Raw genomic sequence first — 20,998 nt, 5'->3', positions numbered from 1 at the left:
CGAATACGTCGCGCGCGACGGGACCGACCGAAGCACGCCGACGAAGTAGGTATAGTCCTCTTACGCTGTCGGCCTCGGATCACGCCGCCTGGGTGGTCTGGGCGATCTGGGTCATGAACTTCCCGGCTGCCTTCTCGGCCAGCAGCGGCGCCGCCCCGGCGATCGCCTCGAGCAGCGGGTCGAGCCAGGCCTCGTCGGCCTTGGCGAAGTCGCCCAGCACCCAGCCATGCACCCGGTCCTTGTGGCCGGGATGGCCGATGCCGATGCGGACGCGCCAGAATTCCGGCCCGATATGGGCGTCGAGCGAGCGCAAGCCATTGTGGCCGGCGGTGCCGCCGCCCTTCTTGACCCGGACCTTGCCGGGCGCAAGGTCGAGCTCGTCGTGGAATACGACGACGTCGTCGGGCGTGAGCTTGTAGAAGCGCATCGCCTCGCCGACCGACCGGCCGCTCTCGTTCATGTAGGTGGTGGGCTCCAGCGCCAGCACGCGCTCGGGGCCGAGCCGGCCTTCCGCCAGCCGGCCCTGGAACTTCAGCCTCCAGGGCGAAAAGGAATGGCGCTCGACGATGTCGTCGAGCGCCATGAACCCGACATTGTGCCGGTGATACGCATATTGCGAGCCGGGATTGCCGAGGCCGACGAACAGCAGCATCGCACTCTCCCAGCCCGCAGGGCCTTGATCAGGCCTTCGGCTCCTCGGCGGCGGCCGGGGCCTCGCCGGTCACCGCAGCGGCCGCAGCCTCGGCGGCCTCGGCGCGGACGGCCGACGGCGCCGCGACGGTGGCGATCACGAAGTCGCGGTCCTGCACGGCCGGGCGGACGCCCTCCGGCAGCTTGACCGCGCTCATGCGCAGCGAATCGCCGATGTCGGCACCGGTCAGGTCGACCGAGACGAATTCGGGGATCGACTCGGCGCGGCAGATCAGCTCGACATCGTGGCGCACGACGTTCAGCACGCCGCCGCGCTTGATGCCGGGCGACGCGGCCTCGTTCTCGAAATGCACCGGCACGTCGGCATGGACGGTGGTCTTGTCGCTGACGCGCAGGAAGTCGAGATGGATCGCCTTGTCGCTCACCGGGTCCAGCGCGATGTCGCGCGCCAGCACGTGGTGCTTCTCGCTGCCGATCTCGATGTCGTAGAGGTGCGTCAGCGCCGCCGGGTCGCGCAGGATCTTCAGCAGCGACTGGGCGTTGACGTTGAACAGCACCGGCGGCTTGTTGTCGCCGTAGATGACGCCAGGAATCATCCCGGCCCGACGCGCTGCCCGTGCTGCCCCCTTACCGGCCCGGTCGCGCGCCTCGGCCGTGATCTTGATGGTTTCGGCCATTGGCTCTCTCCCAAGTGAAGACGCCGGCCTCCAGGGGTGCCGGCGTCGGTACGGCGTGAGTGAATGCTCACGCAAGCGCGGTCGTCTACCAGAATTGGTCCGCTTCCGCAACGGCCGGGGCCGCAGCCCCGGCCTGCGGCAACAGGCTTACCAAGCCGGCAGGATCGCGCCCTTGAACCGGGTCTCCAGGAACTTCGCCACCTCGGGCGACTGGTAGGCCTCGACCAGGGTCTTCAGGTCGGCCCGGTCCTTGTCGGTGGCGCGGGCGGCGACGAAGTTGCCGTAGGGGTTGTTGGTCCGGCTCTCGGCGATCAGCGCGTCCTTGCGCGGGTCCAGCCCGGCCTCCAGCGCGTAGTTGGTGTTGATGATCGCGCCGTCGAGATCCGGCAGGGCATGCGGCAGCTGCGCCGCGTCCAGTTCGGAGAACTGGAAGTTGTGCGGGTTCGCGGCGACGTCGAGCAGCGACGGGTTCAGGCCCTTGCCGTCGGCCAGCTTGATCAGACCGTTGGCGGCCAGCAGGTTCAGCGCCCGGCCGCCGTTGCTGGGATCGTTCGGGATGCCGATCTTCGCGCCGTCGGGCAGCTTGTCGATCTTGTCGACCTTCTTCGAGTACAGGCCGATCGGCTCGACGATGGTGAAGCCGATCGGGACGATGTGATAGCCGCGGGCGGCGATCTGCGCGTCCAGATAGGGCTGGTGCTGGAAGGCGTTGGCATCCAGCTCGCCATGCTCCAGCGCCTCGTTCGGGATGGCGTAGTCGGAGAAGGTGATCAGCTCGACCTCGAGGCCTTTCTTGGCCGCCACCTGCTTGGCGACCTCGGCGATCTCCTCCTCGCTGCCGCCCATGACACCGAGCTTGATGCTGGCGGCGAGGGCGCTGCCGGCGGTGGCGGCGCCGAGGGCGAGGCCGAGCGCCAGGCCGATCAGGCCGCGCGTCAGCGGGGAAAGGGACATGATGGGCTCCTGCACGTCTTGGGTCGGTATGGATATGGGCGGCTCCGCGCTGCGGATCAGGCCCGGGCCTGATCCGGCCGGTGCTGGCGGCGGGCGATCGTGGTCAGCGCCGCATGCGCCGCCCGGCCGGCCGCGCGGGTGGTGCGGAACAGGCGCCCCTCCAGCGGGGTGAAGGCCGCGTCGGATGCGTAGAAGCGGAAGCCGCGCGGCTCGCGCGTGACGATGCCGGCGGTCAGGCCACCGGCGACGATGATGAAGGCGTCAGCCATGGAAGGGATCCTCTCGGGGACGCGCCCGTTCGGGGGCGCGCTGCAACTGGTCGTGCGGTCGGGTGCGGCGGGCAGGCCCGCGATCAGCAACAGCGACAGGCGCGACACATGCCGACGCGCGGCATGGCGGCGGAGAGGATCGGTCGGGACAGGGTCGAAACCATCGGTCGGCTCCTCAGCATCAAACTGCCGGAACCACGAACTCATGTCGTGGCGCTTTAGCGTTTGGTGACGCGGCGCAAGCTGCTTCCGTCAAAATCCCGCGGGCCCGAAGACCGGTGCCGACCCTCGAACATACGAGGCGCTATGTCAATAATAAAAAATCTACAAAAATATATCGTCAATATTGTTCATTGCGAGGAGGCGAAGCTGACGAAGCAGTCCAGGGGCCGATGCGTATGGCTTCCGGATTGCTTCCCCGGCTCAGGGCCGGGGTCGCAATAACGGCGTGGCGTTCGGCAGGGCCGCTCGCAGAAGCCAGCAAAAAGCCCGCCCGGTTTCCCGGGCGGGCTTTCTGATCCGACTGCCGGCCGGGTCAGGCGCCGCGACGCCACCAGCCGCGCTTCGGGGCCTCGGGCGGCTGGTTCACCACCTGATTGGCCTCGACCGCGAGGTTCTCGGGCTGGGCCTCGGGCTCGGGCGCCGGGGCGGGCTCGGCAGCGACGGGCGCCGGCTCGGGCACCGCGCCGTTCAGCGCCGCCGCCTCCGGCTCCGCCGCCGGAGCGGGCACCGCGGCCTCGGCAACCGGCTCGGCCGCAGCCTCCGCCACCACCTCGGCCTTCTTCTTGCGCGGGGCACGGCGCTTCGGCTTCGGCGCCTCCTCGACTGGCGCCGCAGCTTCCGCTGGGGCCGCTTCCGCCGGGGCGGGCTCGGGGGCGATCACGGCCTCCGCGGCCGCAACCGTCTCCGGCGCCGTCTCGGCTTCGGGCTCGGCATGGCTGGCGGCGTCGGCGGCCTCGAGCACGAACGGTTCGGCCTCCTCGTCCGTCTTCTTGCGGCGGCCGCCGCGGCGGCCGCGGCGACGCTTGGCATCGTCCTCGGCCGGCGGGGTCTCGGGCGCCGCAGCTTCGGCGGCGGCCGGCTCGGCCGGCTCGACGGCGGCCGGGGCGGCCTCCTCGACAGGTTCGGCGTGGCTGGCGGCATCGGCGGCCTCGAGCGTGAACGGCTCGGCGGCCTGGTCCTCGCGCACGCCGTCCTCGGCCTCGTCGCGCGGGTCGTAGCCGAAGCTGCCATCGGCTGCGACCTGCGCCGGCTGGTCCGGGCGATGCCCCTCCTCGCCGCGCCGGCGGCCGCGCCGCCGCCGGCGGCGACGGCCGCGGCCCTCGCCATCGGCCTGCTGGCCGCCGCCGTGATGCTGCAGCGGCTGTCCCGGGCGCTGCTGCTGCGGCTGGCGCGCCGGCTCCTGGGCCTCGACGGCCTCCTCGACCTCTTCCGTCTCGTCCTCGACCTCGTCGGCCTCATGCTCCAGCGCGGCGTCGGTCTCGGCCATGATCCGGGCGGTGTTGTCGACCGGTGCCGCCGGGGCCGGCAGCTCGGCGCCGCGGGCGCGGGTGCGCTCGATCCGGTGCGCCGGCGGGATCAGGCTGTCATCGGCCTCGATCATCACCCGCACGCCGTAGCGTCGCTCGATGTCGGCCAGCGCGTCGCGCTTCTGGTTGAGCAGGTACAGCGCCATGGCGGTGGCGACATGCACGGTGACCTCCGAGGCGCGCTTGCGGATGCCCTCCTCCTCGATCGCGCGCAGGACGGACAGCGCCGCCGAGCCGGTGGTCCGGGTCATGCCCAGCCCGCCGCAATGGGCGCAGGTCTCGAAATGCGTCTCCATCAGGCTCGGGCGCAGCCGCTGGCGCGACAGCTCGAGCAGGCCGAAGGCGCTGATCCGGCCGATCTGGATGCGGGCGCGGTCCTGCCGCATCGCCTCCTTCAGCCGGTGCTCGACCGCCTTGTTGTGGCGGTCGTCCTCCATGTCGATGAAATCGATGACGATCAGCCCGGCCAGGTCGCGCAGGCGCAGCTGGCGGGCGACCTCGTCGGCGGCCTCGAGATTGGTCTTGTACGCCGTCTCCTCGATGTTCCGCTCGCGGGTCGACCGGCCGGAGTTGACGTCGATCGAGACCAGCGCCTCGGTCGGGTTGATGACGATGTAGCCGCCGGAGCGCAGCTGCACCACCGGGCTGTGCATCGCATCGATCTGGCCTTCCACGTTGAAGCGGTGGAAGAGCGGCACGTCCTGGTCCAGGTACGGCTGGACCTTCTTGGCATGGCTCGGCATGAGCATGCGCATGAAGTCCTTGGCGACGCGGTAGCCTTCCTCGCCGGCGACCTGGACGTCCTCGATGTCCTTGGAATAGAGGTCGCGGATCGCCCGCTTGATCAGGTCCGCCTCTTCGTGGATGGCGCAGGGGGCGGTCGACTGCAGCGTCGTCTGCCGGATCGAATCCCACAGCCGCAGCAGGTAGTCGAGGTCGCGCCGGATCTCCAGCTTGGTCCGTTCCAGCCCCGCCGTCCGCAGGATGACCGCCATGCCGTCCGGCACGTCCAGGTCATCCATGATCGCCTTCATCTTCTTGCGATCCTTGGGATTGGCGATCTTCCGGCTGATGCCGCCGCCGCGCGGCGTGTTCGGCATCAGCACGCAGTAGCGGCCGGCCAGCGACAGGTAGGTGGTCAGCGCCGCACCCTTGTTGCCGCGCTCCTCCTTGGTCACCTGCACCAGCATGATCTGCCGGCGCTTGATGACCTCCTGGATCTTGTAGTTGCGGTAGTTCGGCAGCCTCGAGCGGCGGTCGCGGGCCTCCTCGGCCTCGTCGCCGCCCAGCACCTCGACTGGCTCCTGCTCGCCGTCCTGGCCATTGCCATGGCCGTTGCCGTTCTCGCCCTCGGCGGTGGCCGGGTCGTCGCCCCGCGGCGATTCGGGTGGGGCCAGCAGCGCGACCGGGCCGGTGTCGCCCTCGCTCGACAGGGTCTCGCCGAAGCTCTCCTCGACGATGGGCTCGGCGTGGATCACCTCGCCCGCCACCCCGTCGCTCGCCTCGAACGCTTCGCTCGGGCCGGCCTCGGCGCCCTCGGCGCGGGCCGGGCGGCGGTCACCACGGCCGCGGCGCCGGCGGGACGCCGGCTCGGCCGGCTTCGCCTCGCCGGCCTCGGCCTCGTCGGCCTCCGCCGCCTGGCGGGCCAGCAGGGCCTCGCGGTCGGCGATCGGGATCCGGTAGTAGTCGGGATGGATTTCCGAGAAGGCGAGGAAACCGTGCCGGTTCCCGCCATACTCCACGAAGGCGGCCTGGAGCGAGGGTTCCACCCGCGTCACCTTGGCCAGGTAGATATTACCCTTCAGCTGCTTCTTGGCTTCGGTCTCGAAATCGAATTCCTCGAGCCGATTGCCGTCCAGCACCACCACCCGCGTTTCTTCCGCATGGGTGGCGTCCACCAGCATTCTTTTAGCCATGTACAAACCCTGGCGACGCTGCCGTCACCCCCGCGCGACCGACGGGGCTGCGGCGCGTCCTTGTCCTGCCGAAGCCGCCGGGGGCGCGAACCGTGATCACCCGAGAACGGCGCTTCGCAGCAGGCCAGACGGGAGGGTCCGCGACCACCGGTCCGGCGCGGATGCGCCGGGGCACGGCCTCGAGTTGATCTCAATGTCGCCCGACATCGCAGCCGCGCATCGCGTGCCGGCCGTTCGACGAAAGACGTTTCCCGGCGGAAATCGATGCGCCGCCGCGCGATCGACCCGGACACCCGGGGAACCCGGACATCCGATCGACCGATCGGGCAGACTGTCGCGCCGTCACGATACCGAGGCACCGCACTCTCGACAATGGGAGATTTCAGGGGTAAGGGGCTTGCCTGGCGCAAAGGCCTGACTCGCGGCCGGCGCTATGGTAACTGAAGCCGCCCCGGCCCACGGGTCGTCAGCCTGTGGTCATCAACGGAACACAATCGCGGCCTATCCGCTTCTGCGACGAGGCCGGCCTGCCGGGCCGACCCCGCCATTCCGGGGCGGCCGCCGCCGCCCGTCCACTGCCCCCATGGTTCGATGCGCCTGATCGGCTGGCTCCTGTCCTCCCTCATCCTCCTGCTCGTCATCGCGGCGGTCGGGGTCTTCGCGGCCGCGAGCTATTTCGGCCGCGACCTGCCGGACACGGCGCAGCTGGCCGAATACGCGCCGCCGATCACCACCCGCCTGCACGCGGGCGACGGCCGGCTGATGGCGGAATATGCCAACCAGAACCGGTTGTTCGTGCCGTTCGGGGCGATCCCGCCCCTGGTGGCGCAGGCCTTCGTCTCCGCCGAGGACCAGCGGTTCTACGACCATCCGGGCATCGACCTGCAGGGCATCGCCCGGGCCGGCCTAGCCGCGGTCCAGAACTATGCCTCAGGCCGGCGGGTCGAGGGCGCGTCGACCATCACCCAGCAGGTGGCGCGCAACTTCTTCCTGACGCCCGACCGGGCGATCAGCCGCAAGATCCGCGAGGTGCTGCTGGCGCTGCGCATCGAAAGCGCCTTCACCAAGCAGCAGATCCTCGAGCTGTACCTGAACCAGATCTATCTCGGCCGCGGCGCCTATGGCGTGGCGGCGGCGTCGCTGGCCTATTTCAATAAGCCGCTGAAGGATCTGACGGTCTCCGAGACCGCCTTCCTGGCCGGACTGCCGAAGGCACCCAGCAGCTACGACCCGAAGACCCGGATGGATGCGGCCGTCAACCGCCGCAACTACGTCATCGGCCGGCTGCTCGAGGACGGGGCGATCACCAGGGAGCAGGCCGACGCCGCCCGGGCCGAGCCGCTGGTGACGAAGGACCGGCGGCAGATCGAGTTCGTCAGCGCCAACTACTTCGCCGAGGAGGTGCGGCGCGAGCTGCAGCGCCTCTACGGCAACGATGCGCTCTACCAGGGCGGCCTGTCGGTGCGCACCTCGCTGGACCCGCATCTGCAGGATGTGGCCGACCAGTCGCTGCGCAACGGCCTGCGCAGCTATGACCAGCGGCATGGCTGGCGCGGCCCGCTGAAGAAGATCGAGGGCTTCGACGACTGGGCCGGGCAGCTCGCCGCGGTCGAGCGGCCGGCCGGCGCCGGCGACTGGCAGATGGCGGTGGTGCTGGAGGTCGACGCCAAGGCCGCCGACATCGGCTTCTCGGACAAGAGCCGCGGCACCATCCCCTTCGCCGAGATGAAATGGGCCCGGCCCTGGCGGCCGAACCAGACCGTCGGCGCCGATCCGAAGCGGCCGGCCGACGTGCTGGCCAAGGGCGACGTCATCCTGGTCGAACCGACCGGCCCGGTGCCGGACGACAAGGCGGTGCCGCAGGAATTCGGCCTGCGCCAGATCCCCGACGCGCAGGGCGCGCTGGTCGCGCTCGACCCCAACACCGGCCGGGTGCTGGCGATCAGCGGCGGCTACGACTATGCGATGAGCGAGTTCGACCGCGGCACCCAGGCGGTGCGGCAGCCGGGCTCGACCTTCAAGCCCTTCGTCTATCTGACGGCGCTGGAGGCCGGCTACACCCCGACGACCATCATCGACGACGCCCCGATCACCATCGATGTCGGCACCACGGACTGGACGCCGGAGAATGACGACCACCGGTTCCTCGGCCCGATGCCGCTGCGCGTCGGCGTCGAACGGTCGCGCAACCTGATGACGGTCCGGCTGATCCAGGCGGTCGGCCTCGACAAGGTCAAGGAAACGGCGGAGCGCTTCGGCGTCTACAAGGACATGCCGCTGCTGTACTCGATGGCGCTCGGCGCCGGCGCCACCACGCCGCTGCAGATGGCGACCGGCTTCGCCCAGATCGCCAATGGCGGCAAGAAGGTGCTGCCGACCTTCATCGACCGGATCCAGGACCGCACCGGCCGCACCATCTACCGGCACGACGAGCGGCCCTGCGACAGCTGCGGCCAGCCCTGGGCCGATCAGGCGACGCCGGTGATCCCGGACACGCGCGAGCAGATCGCCGACCCGGTCTCGGCCTACCAGATGACCTCGATCCTGCAGGGTGTGGTCCAGCGCGGCACCGCCTCGGCGCTGAACAAGCTGGGCTTCACCCTGGCCGGCAAGACCGGCACCACCAACGACGCCAAGGACGCCTGGTTCGTCGGCTTCTCGCCCGACCTGGTGGTGGCGATCTATGTCGGCTTCGACGAGCCGAAGACGCTGGGCGCCCGCGAATGGGGGTCGACCGCGGCGCTGCCGATCTTCCGCGACTTCATGTCCGCGGCGCTGCAGAGCAAGGACGTGCCGCCCTTCCGCATCCCGCCCGGGGTCAACCTGGTCAAGATCGACCGGCTGAGCGGCCAGCCCGCCTATGGCAGCGGCGGCGACACGATCTGGGAGGCGTTCCGTCCCGGCACCGAGCCCGGCACCGGCTATGCCCTCGACCGGCTCGACGGCGGCAGCGGCGGCACCACCGACGAGGGCGGCACCGGCTTCGGCGACAGCGTGCCCGACGCCACGACCGGCACCGGCGGGCTGTACTGAGCGCCGCCGCGGCCTAGTTCAAGCGAAGCGGCAGTCGTCAGGCCGCACACAGGGAGGACCCCATGGCACTGCGCAAATTCATCATCGAGCGTGATATCCCCGACGTCGGCACCCTCGAACGCGACCAGCTGCGCGGCGCCGCGGCCAAGTCGAACGACGCGCTGCGGCAGATCGGCCCCGACATCCAGTGGGTCGAGAGCTATGTCGCCGACAACAAGACCTTCTGCGTCTACCTGGCCCAGGACGAGGCGGTGATCCGCAAGCACGCCGAGATCAGCGGCTTTCCGGCGACCAGGATCACCGAGATCCGCAAGATGATCGACCCGACGACCGAACGGGCCGGCTGACGGGTCGCCGGATGGATCTCTCGGGCTTCATCCGGCTGCTCGAGGCCTATCGCGACACCCGCTACCTGTTCGCTGCCGACGGCATCGAGCACGAGGTGCGGATCGACCGGCGGAACCCGCAGGCCGAGGCCTGGCTGGCCGGCCGCGGTGCGGCCGGCGCCGGCTTCATCAGCGCCGACAATCCGCGCAGCCAACTGGCGCCGGCGGCTGATAACGAGGCGGCACGGCAGCGCCTGGCCGAAGCGGTGCGCCGCCGCGGCGTCGACGCGGTGCCGCACACCGGTGCCGGGACGGATGGCGAATGGCCGTCGGAGCACGGCCTCCTGGTGCTCGGCCTGCCGGTGGCGGAGCTGACCGCCCTGGCGGAGGAGTTCGGCCAGAACGCCATCGTCTGGTTCGCCCCCGGCCAGCCCGCCCGGCTGGTGCCGACCCGGCTGCTGTTCGAGGCGCTGGGCGCGGTCGCCGGAACGGACTGATCTATCAAGCCGCTGGTGCCGGTTCGAACAGCGGCACGATCTCCATCTCGGGCACCAGCACCAGCCCCTTGTCGGTGATGCGGATCTCCGGGATCACCGACAGTGGGATCAGGTTGAAGCCCATATAGGGAATGGAGCAGCCAGCCTTCTCCCATTCGGCCTTCAGCGCCCTCACCTCCTCCGCCACCTCGGTCACGCGCTTGTCGGACAGCAGGCCCGCGATCGGCAGCGGCACCATCGCCGTCACCCGGCCGTCGCGCACGACGCAGACGCCGCCCTGTGCCGCCGCGATCGCCTGCAGCGCCACGTGCATGTCGGCTTCGTTGGTGCCGGCGATGATGATGTTGTGGCTGTCATGCCCGACCGAGGAGGCGACGGCGCCCGCCCTCAGCGTGAAGCCGGACAGCAGGCCGTGCGCCACGTTGCCGGCCGACTTGCCGTGCCGCTCCACCACGGTGACGAAGCACAGGCCGTGCCGGTCGAAATGCGCCTGCCAGTCCTTCGCCGGCTCGAGGTCCAGGGTGACATGGCCGAGCAGGATGCCGGGCAGGACCGTCCGGATCGCATGGGCGGTGACGGGTCCGGTCGGAAGGTCGGGCGTCAGCTTGACGGCCGCCGGCAGCCGTACGGTGTGGTAGGCGGCGTCCGGATAGCGCCAGCGGGCGGACAGTGCCTGGTCCAGGACCGGGGTGATCCGGCCGCCTTCGACCGCCAGCTCGCCGCCGTACCAGGTGGTGACCGGCTTGTGGCCGTCGTCCAGCAGCACGAGATCCGCCCGGCGGCCGCCGCCGAAGCCGCCGATCTCGCCGTCATGGCCGAAGCGGGTGGCGCCGTGCAGCGACCCCATCGACCATGCCTGTTCGGGCGATAGGCCGGCTCGCATCGCCTCGCGCACCACCCAGTCCAGGCCGAAATGCAGCAGGTCGTCGGCGTCGCGATCGTCGGTGCAGACGGCGATGCGTTTGTGCGATGCCCCCAGCTCGGTGATCGTCCTGATCGCCTCGGGCAGGCTGTGCCAGGGCGTGGTCGGCGGGCCGCCGCGCAGGAACAGCCAGATGCCGGCCTCCAGCATGTCGTCGGCGATGTCGCGGTCGATCGCCTCATGCGTGTCGGTGACGCCGGCGGCGGCGTAGGCGGCGACGAACTCCCGCCCATAGACATGGCCGGAGACCGGCCGGCCGCGCTCCAGCGCCGCGGCGAGGATGGCGTGGCTGCGCTCGTCGCCCATGGTCACCGGGACGAAGTCCATCTTCTCGCCCAGCGCCACAGCCTCCGGCCAGCGGTCGAACAGGCCGGCGATCTTCTCGGCCGTCAGGTCGCCGCCGGCGGTCTCGAGGCGCGGCGAGGTGGCCGGCACGGTGCTGGGCACGGTGAGGAAGATCGACAGCGGCGCAGCCCGGGCATCCTCCAGCATCGCCTCGACCCCGGCCACGTCCATGACATTGCCGATCTCGTGGCTGTCGCAGAAGATCGTGGTGGTGCCGTTCAGCAGCGCCGCCTCGGCATAGGCGCAGGCCGTCACCATGCTCGATTCGATATGGATGTGCGGATCGACCAGCCCGGGCGCCAGGATGGCGCCTTTTCCGTCGTACGCGGCGGCGGATCCGTCGCGGCAGGATCCCGCCGGCTTCACCGCGGCGATGCGCCCGCCGGCCAGCCAGACCTCGCGGCCCGGCAGGATGCGCTCGGAATAGGTCGACAGCACCCGGACGTCGCGGATTACCAAGTCGGGCACGGCGCGGCCGGAGGCGACATCCGTCAGCCGCCGGGTCATGCGGGAGAGGGGGAGAACGGAGAAGCGTGTGAGACCGGACATCAGCCTGCTCTCTTGCCGCGGGGATCGGGTGCAGGCAGCTTACCAGGAGCGGAGGCCGTTGCCGCGCCGGCCATGAAAACTAAGGCATTCACACATCTGTCGGCGACACCGACGGCGGGTTTGCGAGCCCATTGCCTCTCCCGCTTGCGAGACCTTTTCAGAATTCGACCACTTGAACCGACGCATACTTCCGCTCTCCCCCTCCCCTTTGTATGGACCGGGGAGATGGTGAACAGGTGTTCGGGGACATGGTGAACACTTACGGCATGAGGCGAAGGAGGCCGTATGCCGTTTCGGGAGTGTTCGCGCATGTCGCAACGGGAAGAGTTCTGCCGGCTGGCGCTGATGCCGGATGCGAACATATCGGAGCTGTGCCGTCGGTTCGGTGTCGGTCGGACAGCAGGGTACAAATGGCTGGAGCGCTATCGGGAGGAAGGAGCCGAGGGCTTGGCGGAGCGGTCGCGTCGGCCGCGAGGCAGTCCGGGGAAGACACCGGCGGAGCTGGAGGCGCGGGTGCTGGCGGAGCGTGCGGCGCATCCGGCCTGGGGCGGCCGGAAGATCCGCCGAGTGCTGGAGCGGGAGGGACTTGTGCCGCCGGCGGTCTCGACGATCACCGAGATTCTGCGGCGGCACGGGAAGCTGGACGGTCCGCGGGCGGGGGAGCGGCGCGACTGGGTGCGGTTCGAGCATGCGGCGCCGAACGACCTGTGGCAGATGGACTTCAAGGGCCACTTCGCGCTGGAGGCGGGGCGCTGCCATCCGCTGACGGTGCTGGACGACCACTCCCGCTATTCGCTGGAGATCGGCGCCTGCGGCAACGAGACGAGCGAGACCGTGCAGGAGCGACTGGTCCGGGTGTTCCGACGCTACGGCCTGCCCTGGCGGATGCTGATGGACAATGGCCCGCCCTGGGGCACGGGCGGGTCGGCGCAGTACACGGTGCTGACCGTCTGGCTGCTCGACCTGGGCGTCGCGGTGAGCCACGGCCGGCCCTACCATCCCCAAACCCAAGGCAAGGACGAGCGCTTCCACCGCACGCTCAAGTCCGAGGTGCTCGACGGCTACCGGTTCCGGAACCTCACCCAGGCCCAGGCCGCCTTCGATGCCTGGCGCGAGGTCTACAACACCCACCGGCCGCACCAGGCGATCGAGCTCGAGACGCCTTCCAAGCGCTACCAAGTGAGCCCGCGCACAATGCCCGAGGCCATCACCCCGCCCGACTACGAGCCCGAAGCCCAGATCCGCAAGGTGCAGGACACCGGCTGGATCAGCTTCAAAGGGCAGAAGATCAACTGCTCGAAGGCCTTCGCCGGCCGCCACGTCGCACTGCGCGCCACCGACACCGACGGCCTCTTCGATCTGTGCTATCGCAGCCATGTTCACCATGCCCCGAACAGGTGTCCACCTTGTCCCCGGTCTAAACAGCGGGAGGGGGAGGGGGTGTCGATGACAGGCGCTGCCGCGGAATCGACCAGGATTTCTGCGGGGCCGGTGGTGACGTTCGACATCACGTCCATCGGCGCCAAACCCCTCCCCCTACCCCCTCCCGCAAGGGGAGGGGGAGAATAAAGGGGTGGCCGGGTCAAATAGCGGTGTTCTGAAAAGGGCTCGCAAGCGGGAGAGGCAATCTGTTCGTATGCCTGCCGTCCGATACAGTAATCGATGTGTAAATGCCGTAGCGCCCATGGAAAAGGGCCCCTCGCGGGGCCTTTTCCAATTCAATCGTGCGGCTTGCCGGTCAGGCGTGGCCGGCCGGCACGCCGCGGGTGACGGCGGTCAGCTTGGCCTGGGCCAGCTTCAGCGCGCGCTCGGCCACCGCCTTGTCGCCGGGGGTCTTGGCGTCGGCCACGTCCTCCTCGGCGTCGCGCAGCTCCTGCTCGACCTTGGCACGGTCCAGCGAGGCCACCGGCATCACCTCCTCGGCCAGCACGGTGCAGCGCTCCGGCGTCACCTCGGCAAAGCCGCCGGTGACGAACAGGCGGCTGGAGATGGCGCTGCGCTGCTCATAGACGTCGATCACGCCCGGCTGGACGGTCGACAGCATCGACATGTGCCCCTTCAGCACGCCGAAATAGCCGTCGCCACCGGGGACGACCACCATCTCGACCTGCTGCGCCACGAGCAGCTTCTCGGGCGAGACCAGTTCGAAGGCGAATTTCTCGGCCATGGATGTCCCCGGTTCCGATGCTGCTGGCGTCAGGCGGCTTCGGCGAGCTTCTTCGCCTTGGCGATGGCCTGGTCGATGGTGCCGACCATGTAGAAGGCCGCCTCCGGCAGGTGGTCGTAGTCGCCGTTGACGATGCCTTTGAAGCCGCGGATCGTCTCCTCGACCGGGACCAGCTCGCCCGGCGTGCCGGTGAACACCTCGGCGACGTGGAAGGGCTGGCTGAAGAAGCGCTGGATCTTCCGGGCGCGGGCCACGGTCAGCTTCTGCTCCTCGGTCAGCTCGTCCATGCCCAGGATGGCGATGATGTCCTGCAGCGCCTTGTACTCCTGCAGCGTGCGCTGCACGGCGCGGGCCACCTCGTAATGCTCCTGGCCGACCACGCGCGGGTCGAGGATGCGCGAGGTCGAGTCGAGGGGGTCCACCGCCGGGTAGATGCCGAGCTCGGAGATCGCGCGGCTCAGCACGGTCGTCGCATCGAGATGCGAGAACGAGGTCGCCGGCGCCGGGTCGGTCAGATCGTCGGCGGGCACGTAGATGGCCTGCACCGAGGTGATCGAGCCCTTGTTGGTGGAGGTGATGCGCTCCTGCAGCGTGCCCATGTCGGTCGACAGGGTCGGCTGGTAGCCCACCGCCGACGGGATGCGGCCCAGCAGCGCCGACACCTCGGCGCCCGCCTGGGTGAAGCGGAAGATGTTGTCGACGAAGAACAGCACGTCCTGGCCTTCGACGTCGCGGAAGTACTCGGCCACGGTCAGGCCCGACAGGCCGACGCGGGCACGGGCGCCCGGCGGCTCGTTCATCTGGCCGTAGACCAGCGCCACCTTCGATTCACCGTCGAGGTTGATGACCTTGGAGTCGATCATCTCATGGTACAGGTCGTTGCCCTCGCGGGTCCGCTCGCCCACGCCGGCGAAGACCGACACGCCGCCATGCGCCTTGGCGATGTTGTTGATCAGCTCCTGGATGGTCACCGTCTTGCCGACGCCGGCGCCGCCGAACAGGCCGATCTTGCCGCCCTTGGCGTAGGGGCTGATCAGGTCGACGACCTTGATGCCGGTGACCAGCATCTCGGCCTCGGTCGCCTGGTCGACGAAGGCCGGCGCCTGGCGGTGGATCGGCGAATGCAGCTTGGCGTTGATCGGGCCGCGCTCGTCGATCGGCTCGCCGATCACGTTCATGATGCGGCCCAGCGTCTCCGGGCCGACCGGCACCTGGATGGCGTTGCCGCTGTCCTGGACCTTGCTGCCGCGGACCAGGCCGTCGGTCGAGTCCATGGCGATGCAGCGCACGGTGTTCTCGCCGAGATGCTGCGCCACCTCGAGCACCAGCTTGCGATCGCCGATGTCGGTGGTCAGGGCGTTCAGAATGGCGGGCAACTCGCCATCGAATTGGACGTCCACCACGGCGCCCAGAACCTGGCTGATGCGGCCGATGACGTTGCTTCCGGTCTGGGTCTCGACCATGGTGTTCACGCTCCTCAGAACTGTCTTCAAGCGATCGGTGGATCAGGGCGCCTTAGATGGCTTCGGCGCCGGAGATGATCTCGATCAGCTCCTTGGTGATGTAGGCTTGGCGGGTCCGGTTGTAGACCAGCGTCAGCCGCTTGATCATGTCGCCGGCGTTGCGGGTCGCATTGTCCATCGCGGTCATGCGCGCGCCCTGCTCGGAGGCGGCGGATTCGAGCAGCGCCTTGTAGATCTGGATTGCCAGGTTGCGCGGCAGCAGCTCCGCCAGGATCTGCTCCTCGCTCGGCTCGAACTCGTAGACGATGTTCGAGGCGGTGTCCTCGGCCACGGCCGGCAGTGCCACGGGCACCAGCTGCTGCACCGTGATGATCTGGGCGATCGCCGACTTGAACTTGTTGTAGACCACCGAGCAGACGTCGAAGTCGCCGGCTTCGAACATCGCCAGGATCCGGGTCGCGATGCCGTCGGCGTCGGCGAAACCCAGCTTCGGCCGGCCGACGTCGATCACGCTCTCGACGATCAGATTGGCGAAGTCGCGGCGCAGGCTGTCCCGGCCCTTGCGGCCGACGGTGAACAGCTTCACCGTCTTGCCCTTGCCCTGCAGCTCGCGGATCTGGCGCCGCGCCTCGCGCAGTACCGTGGCGTTGAATGCCCCGGCGAGGCCGCGGTCAGAGGTGATGACGAGCAGCAGGTGCACGTCGTTCTTGCCGGTGCCGGAGATCAGCTTCGGCCCCTGGCCCGCCGTCTTGGCGACGGCGGCAAGGCCGGTCAGCATCCGCTCCATGCGGTCGGCATAGGGCCGGCCGGCTTCGGCCTGATCCTGGGCGCGGCGCAGCTTCGACGCCGCGACCATCTTCATGGCCGCAGTGATCTTCTGCGTCGACTTGACGCTGGCGATCCGGTTCCTGAGGTCCTTCAACGACGGCATGGCGCCCCGCCTTCAATCGGTGTGGTGGGTACGACTGCCGCTCAGACGAAGGTCTTGGCGTAGTTCGTGATGAAGGCGGCCAGCTTCTCCTCGTTCCCCGGCGAGATCTGCTTCTCGTTCCGGATGCCCTCGAGGATGGCCTTGCCGTCGTCGCGCAGCGCGTCGAGCAGGCCCTTCTCGAAATCCGAGATCCGGTTGACCGGGACGGTGTCGAGATGGCCGCGGACGCCGGCGAAGATCGACGCCACCTGCTCCTCGACCGGCAGCGGGCTGAACTGCGGCTGCTTCAGAAGCTCGGTCAGGCGCGCGCCGCGGGCCAGCAGCTTCTGGGTCGAGGCGTCGAGGTCCGACGCGAACTGGGCGAAGGACTCCATCTCGCGGTACTGTGCGAGCTCGAGCTTGATGCGGCCGGCGACCTGCTTCATCGCCTTGATCTGGGCGGCGGAGCCGACGCGGCTGACCGACAGACCGACATTCACCGCCGGGCGGACGCCCTTATAGAACAGGCCGGTCTCGAGGAAGATCTGGCCGTCGGTGATCGAGATCACGTTGGTCGGGATGTAGGCCGAGACGTCGCCGGCCTGGGTCTCGATGATCGGCAGCGCGGTCAGCGAACCGTTGCCGTGCTCGTCGTTCATCTTCGCCGCGCGCTCCAGCAGGCGGCTGTGCAGGTAGAACACGTCGCCGGGATAGGCCTCGCGGCCCGGCGGGCGGCGCAGCAGCAGCGACATCTGGCGGTAGGCCACGGCCTGCTTGGACAGATCGTCATAGATGATCAGCCCGTGCATGCCGTTGTCGCGGAAGAACTCGCCCATCGCGGCGCCGGTGTAGGGCGCCAGGAACTGCAGCGGCGCCGGCTCCGACGCGGTGGCGGCGACGACGATAGTGTATTCCAGCGCGCCGTATTCCTCGAGCGTCTTGACGATCTGGGCGACCGTCGAGCGCTTCTGGCCGATCGCGACGTAGATGCAGTAGAGCTTCTGACTCTCGTCGCCGGACTTGTTGATCTCGCGCTGGTTCAGGATGGCGTCGATGGCCACCGCGGTCTTGCCGGTCTGGCGGTCGCCGATGATCAGCTCGCGCTGGCCGCGGCCGACCGGGGTCAGCGCGTCGATCGACTTCAGGCCGGTCTGCATCGGCTCGTGCACAGACTTGCGCGGGATGATGCCCGGGGCCTTGACCTCGACGCGGCTCATCTTGGCGTCGGTGATCGGCCCCTTGCCGTCGATCGGGTTGCCCAGCCCGTCGACCACGCGACCCAGCAGGCCGCGGCCGACCGGGACCTCGACGATGGCGCCGGTGCGCTTGACCGTGTCGCCTTCCTTGATGTCGCGGTCTTCGCCGAAGATCACGATACCGACATTGTCGGTCTCGAGGTTCAGCGCCATGCCCTTGATGCCGCCCGGGAACTCGACCATCTCGCCCGCCTGGACGTTGTCGAGGCCGTAGACGCGGGCGACGCCGTCACCGACCGACAGCACCTGGCCGACCTCGGCAACGTCGGCCTCGGTCCCGAAATTGGCGATCTGGTCCTTGATGATCGCAGAGATTTCGGCGGCACGGATGTCCATCAGACGGTTCCCTTCATCGCGAGCTGCAGCTTGGCCAGTTTCGTGCGCAGGGAGCTGTCGACCATGCGCGAGCCGACTTTGACGATCATCCCGCCGAGCAGCGCGGGATCGATTTTGACATTGACCTGGACCTTGGCGCCCATGGCCTTCTTGAGTTGGTCGACCAGCGCCTCGGTCTGGCCGACGGTCAGCGCCGAGGCGGCGGTGACATCGGCCGTGACCTCGCCGCGGCGGCGGGCCAGCTCGGCCAGGAAGGCGTCGATCATGGCGTCGAGGGCGAACAGGCGGCGGTTGCGCGCCACCAGGGCGATGAAGCGGCGCACCAGGTCGGACACGCCCGCCCGCTCCAGCACCGCGGCCATCGCCTTGCCCTGCGCGTCGCGCGACAGGAGCGGGCTGCGGACCAGACGGCGCAGATCCTCGCTTTCGGCCAGGGCGGTCTTCAGGCCGCGCAGGTCGTCCGCGGTCTGGTCGAGCGCCTTGCCCTCGTCGGCGAGTGCGTAGAGCGCCGTCGCGTAGCTGGATGCGAGGCCGGAAATCCCTGAGCCTGTGGCTGCCACCGATCGTCCCTCGATCGTTGTTGTCGATCGTGGCAGGAGGCCACGACCACCGAAAGTTCGGGGGGCTCTATCGCACAACAGAGGGCTGTCCGAGGCCCACCCCTTACGCTCGGCGCGCCGTCATCTAACATAGCGGTAGGGGGTGCGCAACCGGCATGGCGGCGGGTTTTTCATGGCGCGGCGCCGGATGTAGACTGGCGCGAGCGATTCGCATCCTCCGGAGGCCACAATGCCGCACGACCATTCGCCCGGGCCCGGCTCCGGCCATGATCATGCGGCGCATGATCACGGGCCGGGCCGCGGTCATCACCCCGGGCACCATCACGGCATGCCGGAGGGGGCGGATGGCGAGCGGCGTCTGCTGATCGCGCTGGCCATCACCGCCGGCTTCATGCTGGTCGAGGCGGCGGGCGGCTGGTTCGCCAATTCCCTGGCCCTGCTGGCCGATGCCGGCCACATGCTGACCGATGCCGCGGCGCTGGCCCTGGCCTGGCTGGCGGCGCGGATGGCGCGGCGGCCGCGCGACGCCCGGCGCTCCTATGGCTATGGCAGGGTGCAGGTGCTGGCCGCCTTCGCCAACGGCATCGTGCTGCTGGCGGTGGTCGTCGCCATCGTGGTCGAGGCCGCCGGCCGGCTGGCCGAGCCGGCGGCGGTCGAGGGCGGGCTGATGATCGGCGTCGCCGCGGCCGGGCTGGTGGCCAATGTCGTGGCGTTCCGGGTGCTGCAGGGCGGCGACCGCGGCAATCTGAACCTCCGCGGGGCGGCACTGCATGTGATGGGCGACCTGCTCGGCTCGGTCGGCGCGCTCGCCGCCGGCGCCGTGATTCTGCTGACCGGCTGGACCCCGATCGACCCGATCCTGTCGGTGCTGGTGTCGCTGCTGGTGCTGCGCAGCGCCTGGGCGATCCTGCGCGAATCCGGCCATGTGCTGGTCGAAGGGTCGCCGGGCGGAATCGACGAGGCGGCGCTGAGCGCGGCGATCCTCGCCGAGGTGCCGGCGGTGATCGACGTTCATCACGTCCACGCCTGGACTTTGACGCCGGACCGGCCGCTGGTGACCCTGCACGCCCGGCTGCGCGAGGGCGCCGATTCCGACCAGGCGGTCGGCGCGGTGACCCGCCTGCTGCGTGACCGCTTCGGTGTCGGTCACGCCACGGTCCAGGCCGAATTCGAGGTCTGCGCCGACGTCGACAGCACTCCGCGACATTAAGCGAAACCTGTCGCGACGGAAAAACGCAATCGACAGTTCACCTTTTTGCCGGGAAGCGGTAATTATTCGACATAATGCCTGTGCATTTGATGTTGCCCATGGCCCGGCTGTCCGGGGCTGCGGGCCCGGAAAGGTGATGATGGGCCATAATGGAGCTCTAGCCCGTGACGCGGACCCGATGTCGATCTGCCGCAACGTGACGGTTGCGGGGCGGCGCACCAGCGTCCGCATGGAGGTCGTGTTCTGGGACGGGCTGATGGAGATCTGTGCGCGCGAGCAGATCGGTCTGAACGAGATCTGCACCCGGATCGACGCCGCCCGCAAGGGCAGCGGCCTGACCGGGGCGCTGCGGGTCTTCGTCCTGTGCTATTTCCGTGAGCTGACGCGCCGGCCGGCAGCGGTGCAGCCGCCGGCCCACGCCTCGGTCCAGACCCCGCCGGCGCTGCTGATCGCGGCGCTGGAAGGCGTGATCGGGGCGCGGGCGTAAAACGCCGGCCGGGTCCGCCACGGCGAGCCCGGCATCGTTACCGAGCCTCAGACGAGGCCGTCCCAGTTCAGCCGCTCCACCGCGGCCACCGGCCGCAGCCGGTGCCGTTCGGCGGCGGCGGCCAGCTTGTGCGAATCCGGCCGGCCGGTGGCGCCGTCGCGCAGCTCGGCGCCATGGATGCCGCCGATCACGAACAGACCGTCGATCCCGGCCGCGGCCGCGCCGGCCATGTCGGTGTGGAAGCTGTCGCCGACCGCCAGCACCCGCGCCGGGTCGGGCCGGCCGAGCAGCTCGAAGCAGCGGCGATAGACCGGCGGGTGCGGCTTGCCGTGATAGAACACCGGGCCGCCCAGCGTCTCGTAGTGCTGGGCCAGGGCGCCGGCGCAGATCTGCATCCGGCCGCCGACGATGACGACGATGTCCGGGTTGGCGCAGATCATCGGCAGGCGGCGCGCCGCCGCGGCCTCCAGCAGCGGGGCATGGTCCTCGACCCGCTCCTCCGGGTCGTCGATGCCGGTGTTCAACACGAAGTCGGCATCGGCCAGGTCGTCGACCCGGACGACGTCGTCGACGCCCTCATAGACATCGGCATCGCGGTCGGGGCCGAGATGCAGGAAGCGCTCGCCCAGCGCCTGGTGGAAGTCGTCGTCGCGCTCCGCCAGCGCCAGATGCGCCGCCTCGCCCGAGGACAGGATTGCGTCCCAGCAATCCTCCGGCACGCCGATCTGGGCCAGGCGCTGCACCACCGACCCGACCCGCCGCGGCGCGTTCGACAGCAGGCACACCTGCTTGCCGTCGGCGCGCAGCCGCTGCAGGCAGTCGATCACCCCGGGATAGGGCGTGACTCCGTCATGCACCACGCCCCACAGGTCGACGATGAAGGCATCGTAGCGGTCGCGGATCGCGGCGATGCCGTCGAGGATCGGAATGCTGTCGGTCAT

General features: G+C 69.4%; 17 protein-coding genes and 1 pseudogene. 6 read left to right on the top strand and 12 right to left on the bottom strand.

Annotation, left to right across the window (positions count from 1 at the left end; all coding sequences use genetic code 11):
* Positions 1 to 79: 79 nt before the first annotated feature.
* From pth to QFZ27_RS03960, 5 genes are all read right to left on the bottom strand, one after another.
* Complete coding sequence (gene pth / locus QFZ27_RS03980) at positions 80 to 652, bottom strand: aminoacyl-tRNA hydrolase (RefSeq protein ID WP_429224792.1); 573 nt, start codon at positions 650 to 652, stop codon at positions 80 to 82.
* 28 nt (positions 653 to 680) lie between these two features.
* On the bottom strand, positions 681 to 1,328 hold the full coding sequence (locus tag QFZ27_RS03975; protein WP_429224791.1) for a 50S ribosomal protein L25/general stress protein Ctc: 648 nt from the start codon (positions 1,326 to 1,328) through the stop codon (positions 681 to 683).
* A 147-nt stretch (positions 1,329 to 1,475) separates the two neighbouring features.
* Complete coding sequence (locus tag QFZ27_RS03970; protein ID WP_429224790.1) at positions 1,476 to 2,282, bottom strand: MetQ/NlpA family ABC transporter substrate-binding protein; 807 nt, start codon at positions 2,280 to 2,282, stop codon at positions 1,476 to 1,478.
* A gap of 56 nt (positions 2,283 to 2,338) precedes the next feature.
* Positions 2,339 to 2,551, bottom strand: coding sequence for a hypothetical protein (locus QFZ27_RS03965; protein WP_138885686.1), 213 nt, complete (start codon positions 2,549 to 2,551; stop codon positions 2,339 to 2,341).
* Between the two features lie 535 nt (positions 2,552 to 3,086).
* Positions 3,087 to 5,996, bottom strand: coding sequence for an Rne/Rng family ribonuclease (locus tag QFZ27_RS03960; protein ID WP_429224789.1), 2,910 nt, complete (start codon positions 5,994 to 5,996; stop codon positions 3,087 to 3,089).
* A 591-nt stretch (positions 5,997 to 6,587) separates the two neighbouring features.
* Here QFZ27_RS03960 and QFZ27_RS03955 point away from each other — a divergent pair.
* From QFZ27_RS03955 to QFZ27_RS03945, 3 genes are all read left to right on the top strand, one after another.
* Entirely contained in the window at positions 6,588 to 9,029 is a 2,442-nt protein-coding gene (locus QFZ27_RS03955; protein WP_429224788.1) for a penicillin-binding protein 1A, read from the top strand.
* Between the two features lie 62 nt (positions 9,030 to 9,091).
* Entirely contained in the window at positions 9,092 to 9,376 is a 285-nt protein-coding gene (locus QFZ27_RS03950; RefSeq protein WP_429224787.1) for a DUF4242 domain-containing protein, read from the top strand.
* Between the two features lie 11 nt (positions 9,377 to 9,387).
* Complete coding sequence (locus QFZ27_RS03945) at positions 9,388 to 9,852, top strand: DUF3293 domain-containing protein (protein WP_429224786.1); 465 nt, start codon at positions 9,388 to 9,390, stop codon at positions 9,850 to 9,852.
* A 4-nt stretch (positions 9,853 to 9,856) separates the two neighbouring features.
* Here QFZ27_RS03945 and QFZ27_RS03940 read toward each other — a convergent pair whose 3' ends face one another.
* Complete coding sequence (locus QFZ27_RS03940; RefSeq protein ID WP_429224785.1) at positions 9,857 to 11,668, bottom strand: adenine deaminase; 1,812 nt, start codon at positions 11,666 to 11,668, stop codon at positions 9,857 to 9,859.
* 285 nt (positions 11,669 to 11,953) lie between these two features.
* Here QFZ27_RS03940 and QFZ27_RS03935 point away from each other — a divergent pair.
* Positions 11,954 to 13,054 (top strand): annotated as a pseudogene (locus QFZ27_RS03935) (IS481 family transposase); the annotation flags it as partial.
* 352 nt (positions 13,055 to 13,406) lie between these two features.
* Here the strand turns inward: QFZ27_RS03935 and QFZ27_RS03930 are convergent.
* From QFZ27_RS03930 to QFZ27_RS03910, 5 genes are read right to left on the bottom strand one after another with little or no spacing between them, the layout of a single operon-like run.
* Positions 13,407 to 13,835 (bottom strand): F0F1 ATP synthase subunit epsilon, encoded by a 429-nt coding sequence (locus QFZ27_RS03930; RefSeq protein ID WP_429224784.1) that lies wholly within the window; start codon positions 13,833 to 13,835, stop codon positions 13,407 to 13,409.
* A 29-nt stretch (positions 13,836 to 13,864) separates the two neighbouring features.
* Positions 13,865 to 15,298, bottom strand: a complete 1,434-nt coding sequence (gene atpD, locus QFZ27_RS03925) for a F0F1 ATP synthase subunit beta (RefSeq protein ID WP_429224783.1) — start codon at positions 15,296 to 15,298, stop codon at positions 13,865 to 13,867.
* Positions 15,299 to 15,350: 52 nt separating this feature from the next.
* On the bottom strand, positions 15,351 to 16,229 hold the full coding sequence (locus QFZ27_RS03920) for a F0F1 ATP synthase subunit gamma (protein ID WP_429224782.1): 879 nt from the start codon (positions 16,227 to 16,229) through the stop codon (positions 15,351 to 15,353).
* 41 nt (positions 16,230 to 16,270) lie between these two features.
* A complete protein-coding gene (gene atpA / locus QFZ27_RS03915; protein ID WP_429224781.1) occupies positions 16,271 to 17,800 on the bottom strand; it encodes a F0F1 ATP synthase subunit alpha in 1,530 nt (509 codons plus the stop codon).
* Entirely contained in the window at positions 17,800 to 18,360 is a 561-nt protein-coding gene (locus QFZ27_RS03910; RefSeq protein WP_429224780.1) for a F0F1 ATP synthase subunit delta, read from the bottom strand. The genes atpA and QFZ27_RS03910 overlap by 1 nt, the downstream gene beginning before the upstream one ends.
* 229 nt (positions 18,361 to 18,589) lie before the next feature.
* Between QFZ27_RS03910 and QFZ27_RS03905 the strand changes: the two genes are divergently transcribed.
* Complete coding sequence (locus QFZ27_RS03905; protein ID WP_429224779.1) at positions 18,590 to 19,570, top strand: cation diffusion facilitator family transporter; 981 nt, start codon at positions 18,590 to 18,592, stop codon at positions 19,568 to 19,570.
* 178 nt (positions 19,571 to 19,748) lie between these two features.
* Positions 19,749 to 20,057, top strand: coding sequence for a ribbon-helix-helix domain-containing protein (locus QFZ27_RS03900; RefSeq protein ID WP_429224778.1), 309 nt, complete (start codon positions 19,749 to 19,751; stop codon positions 20,055 to 20,057).
* Between the two features lie 47 nt (positions 20,058 to 20,104).
* On the opposite strand, the gene QFZ27_RS03895 is transcribed toward QFZ27_RS03900, so the two are convergent.
* The gene (locus QFZ27_RS03895) at positions 20,105 to 20,998 is read right to left on the bottom strand and encodes a TIGR01459 family HAD-type hydrolase (protein ID WP_429224777.1); all 894 of its coding nucleotides are present in this window, start codon (positions 20,996 to 20,998) and stop codon (positions 20,105 to 20,107) included.

It is taken from the genome of Inquilinus ginsengisoli (assembly GCF_050434925.1).
Taxonomy (GTDB): domain Bacteria; phylum Pseudomonadota; class Alphaproteobacteria; order DSM-16000; family Inquilinaceae; genus Inquilinus; species Inquilinus ginsengisoli_B.
The sequence above is the reverse complement of the archived record's forward strand: the minus strand, read 5'-3'. Positions and strand labels throughout refer to the sequence as shown.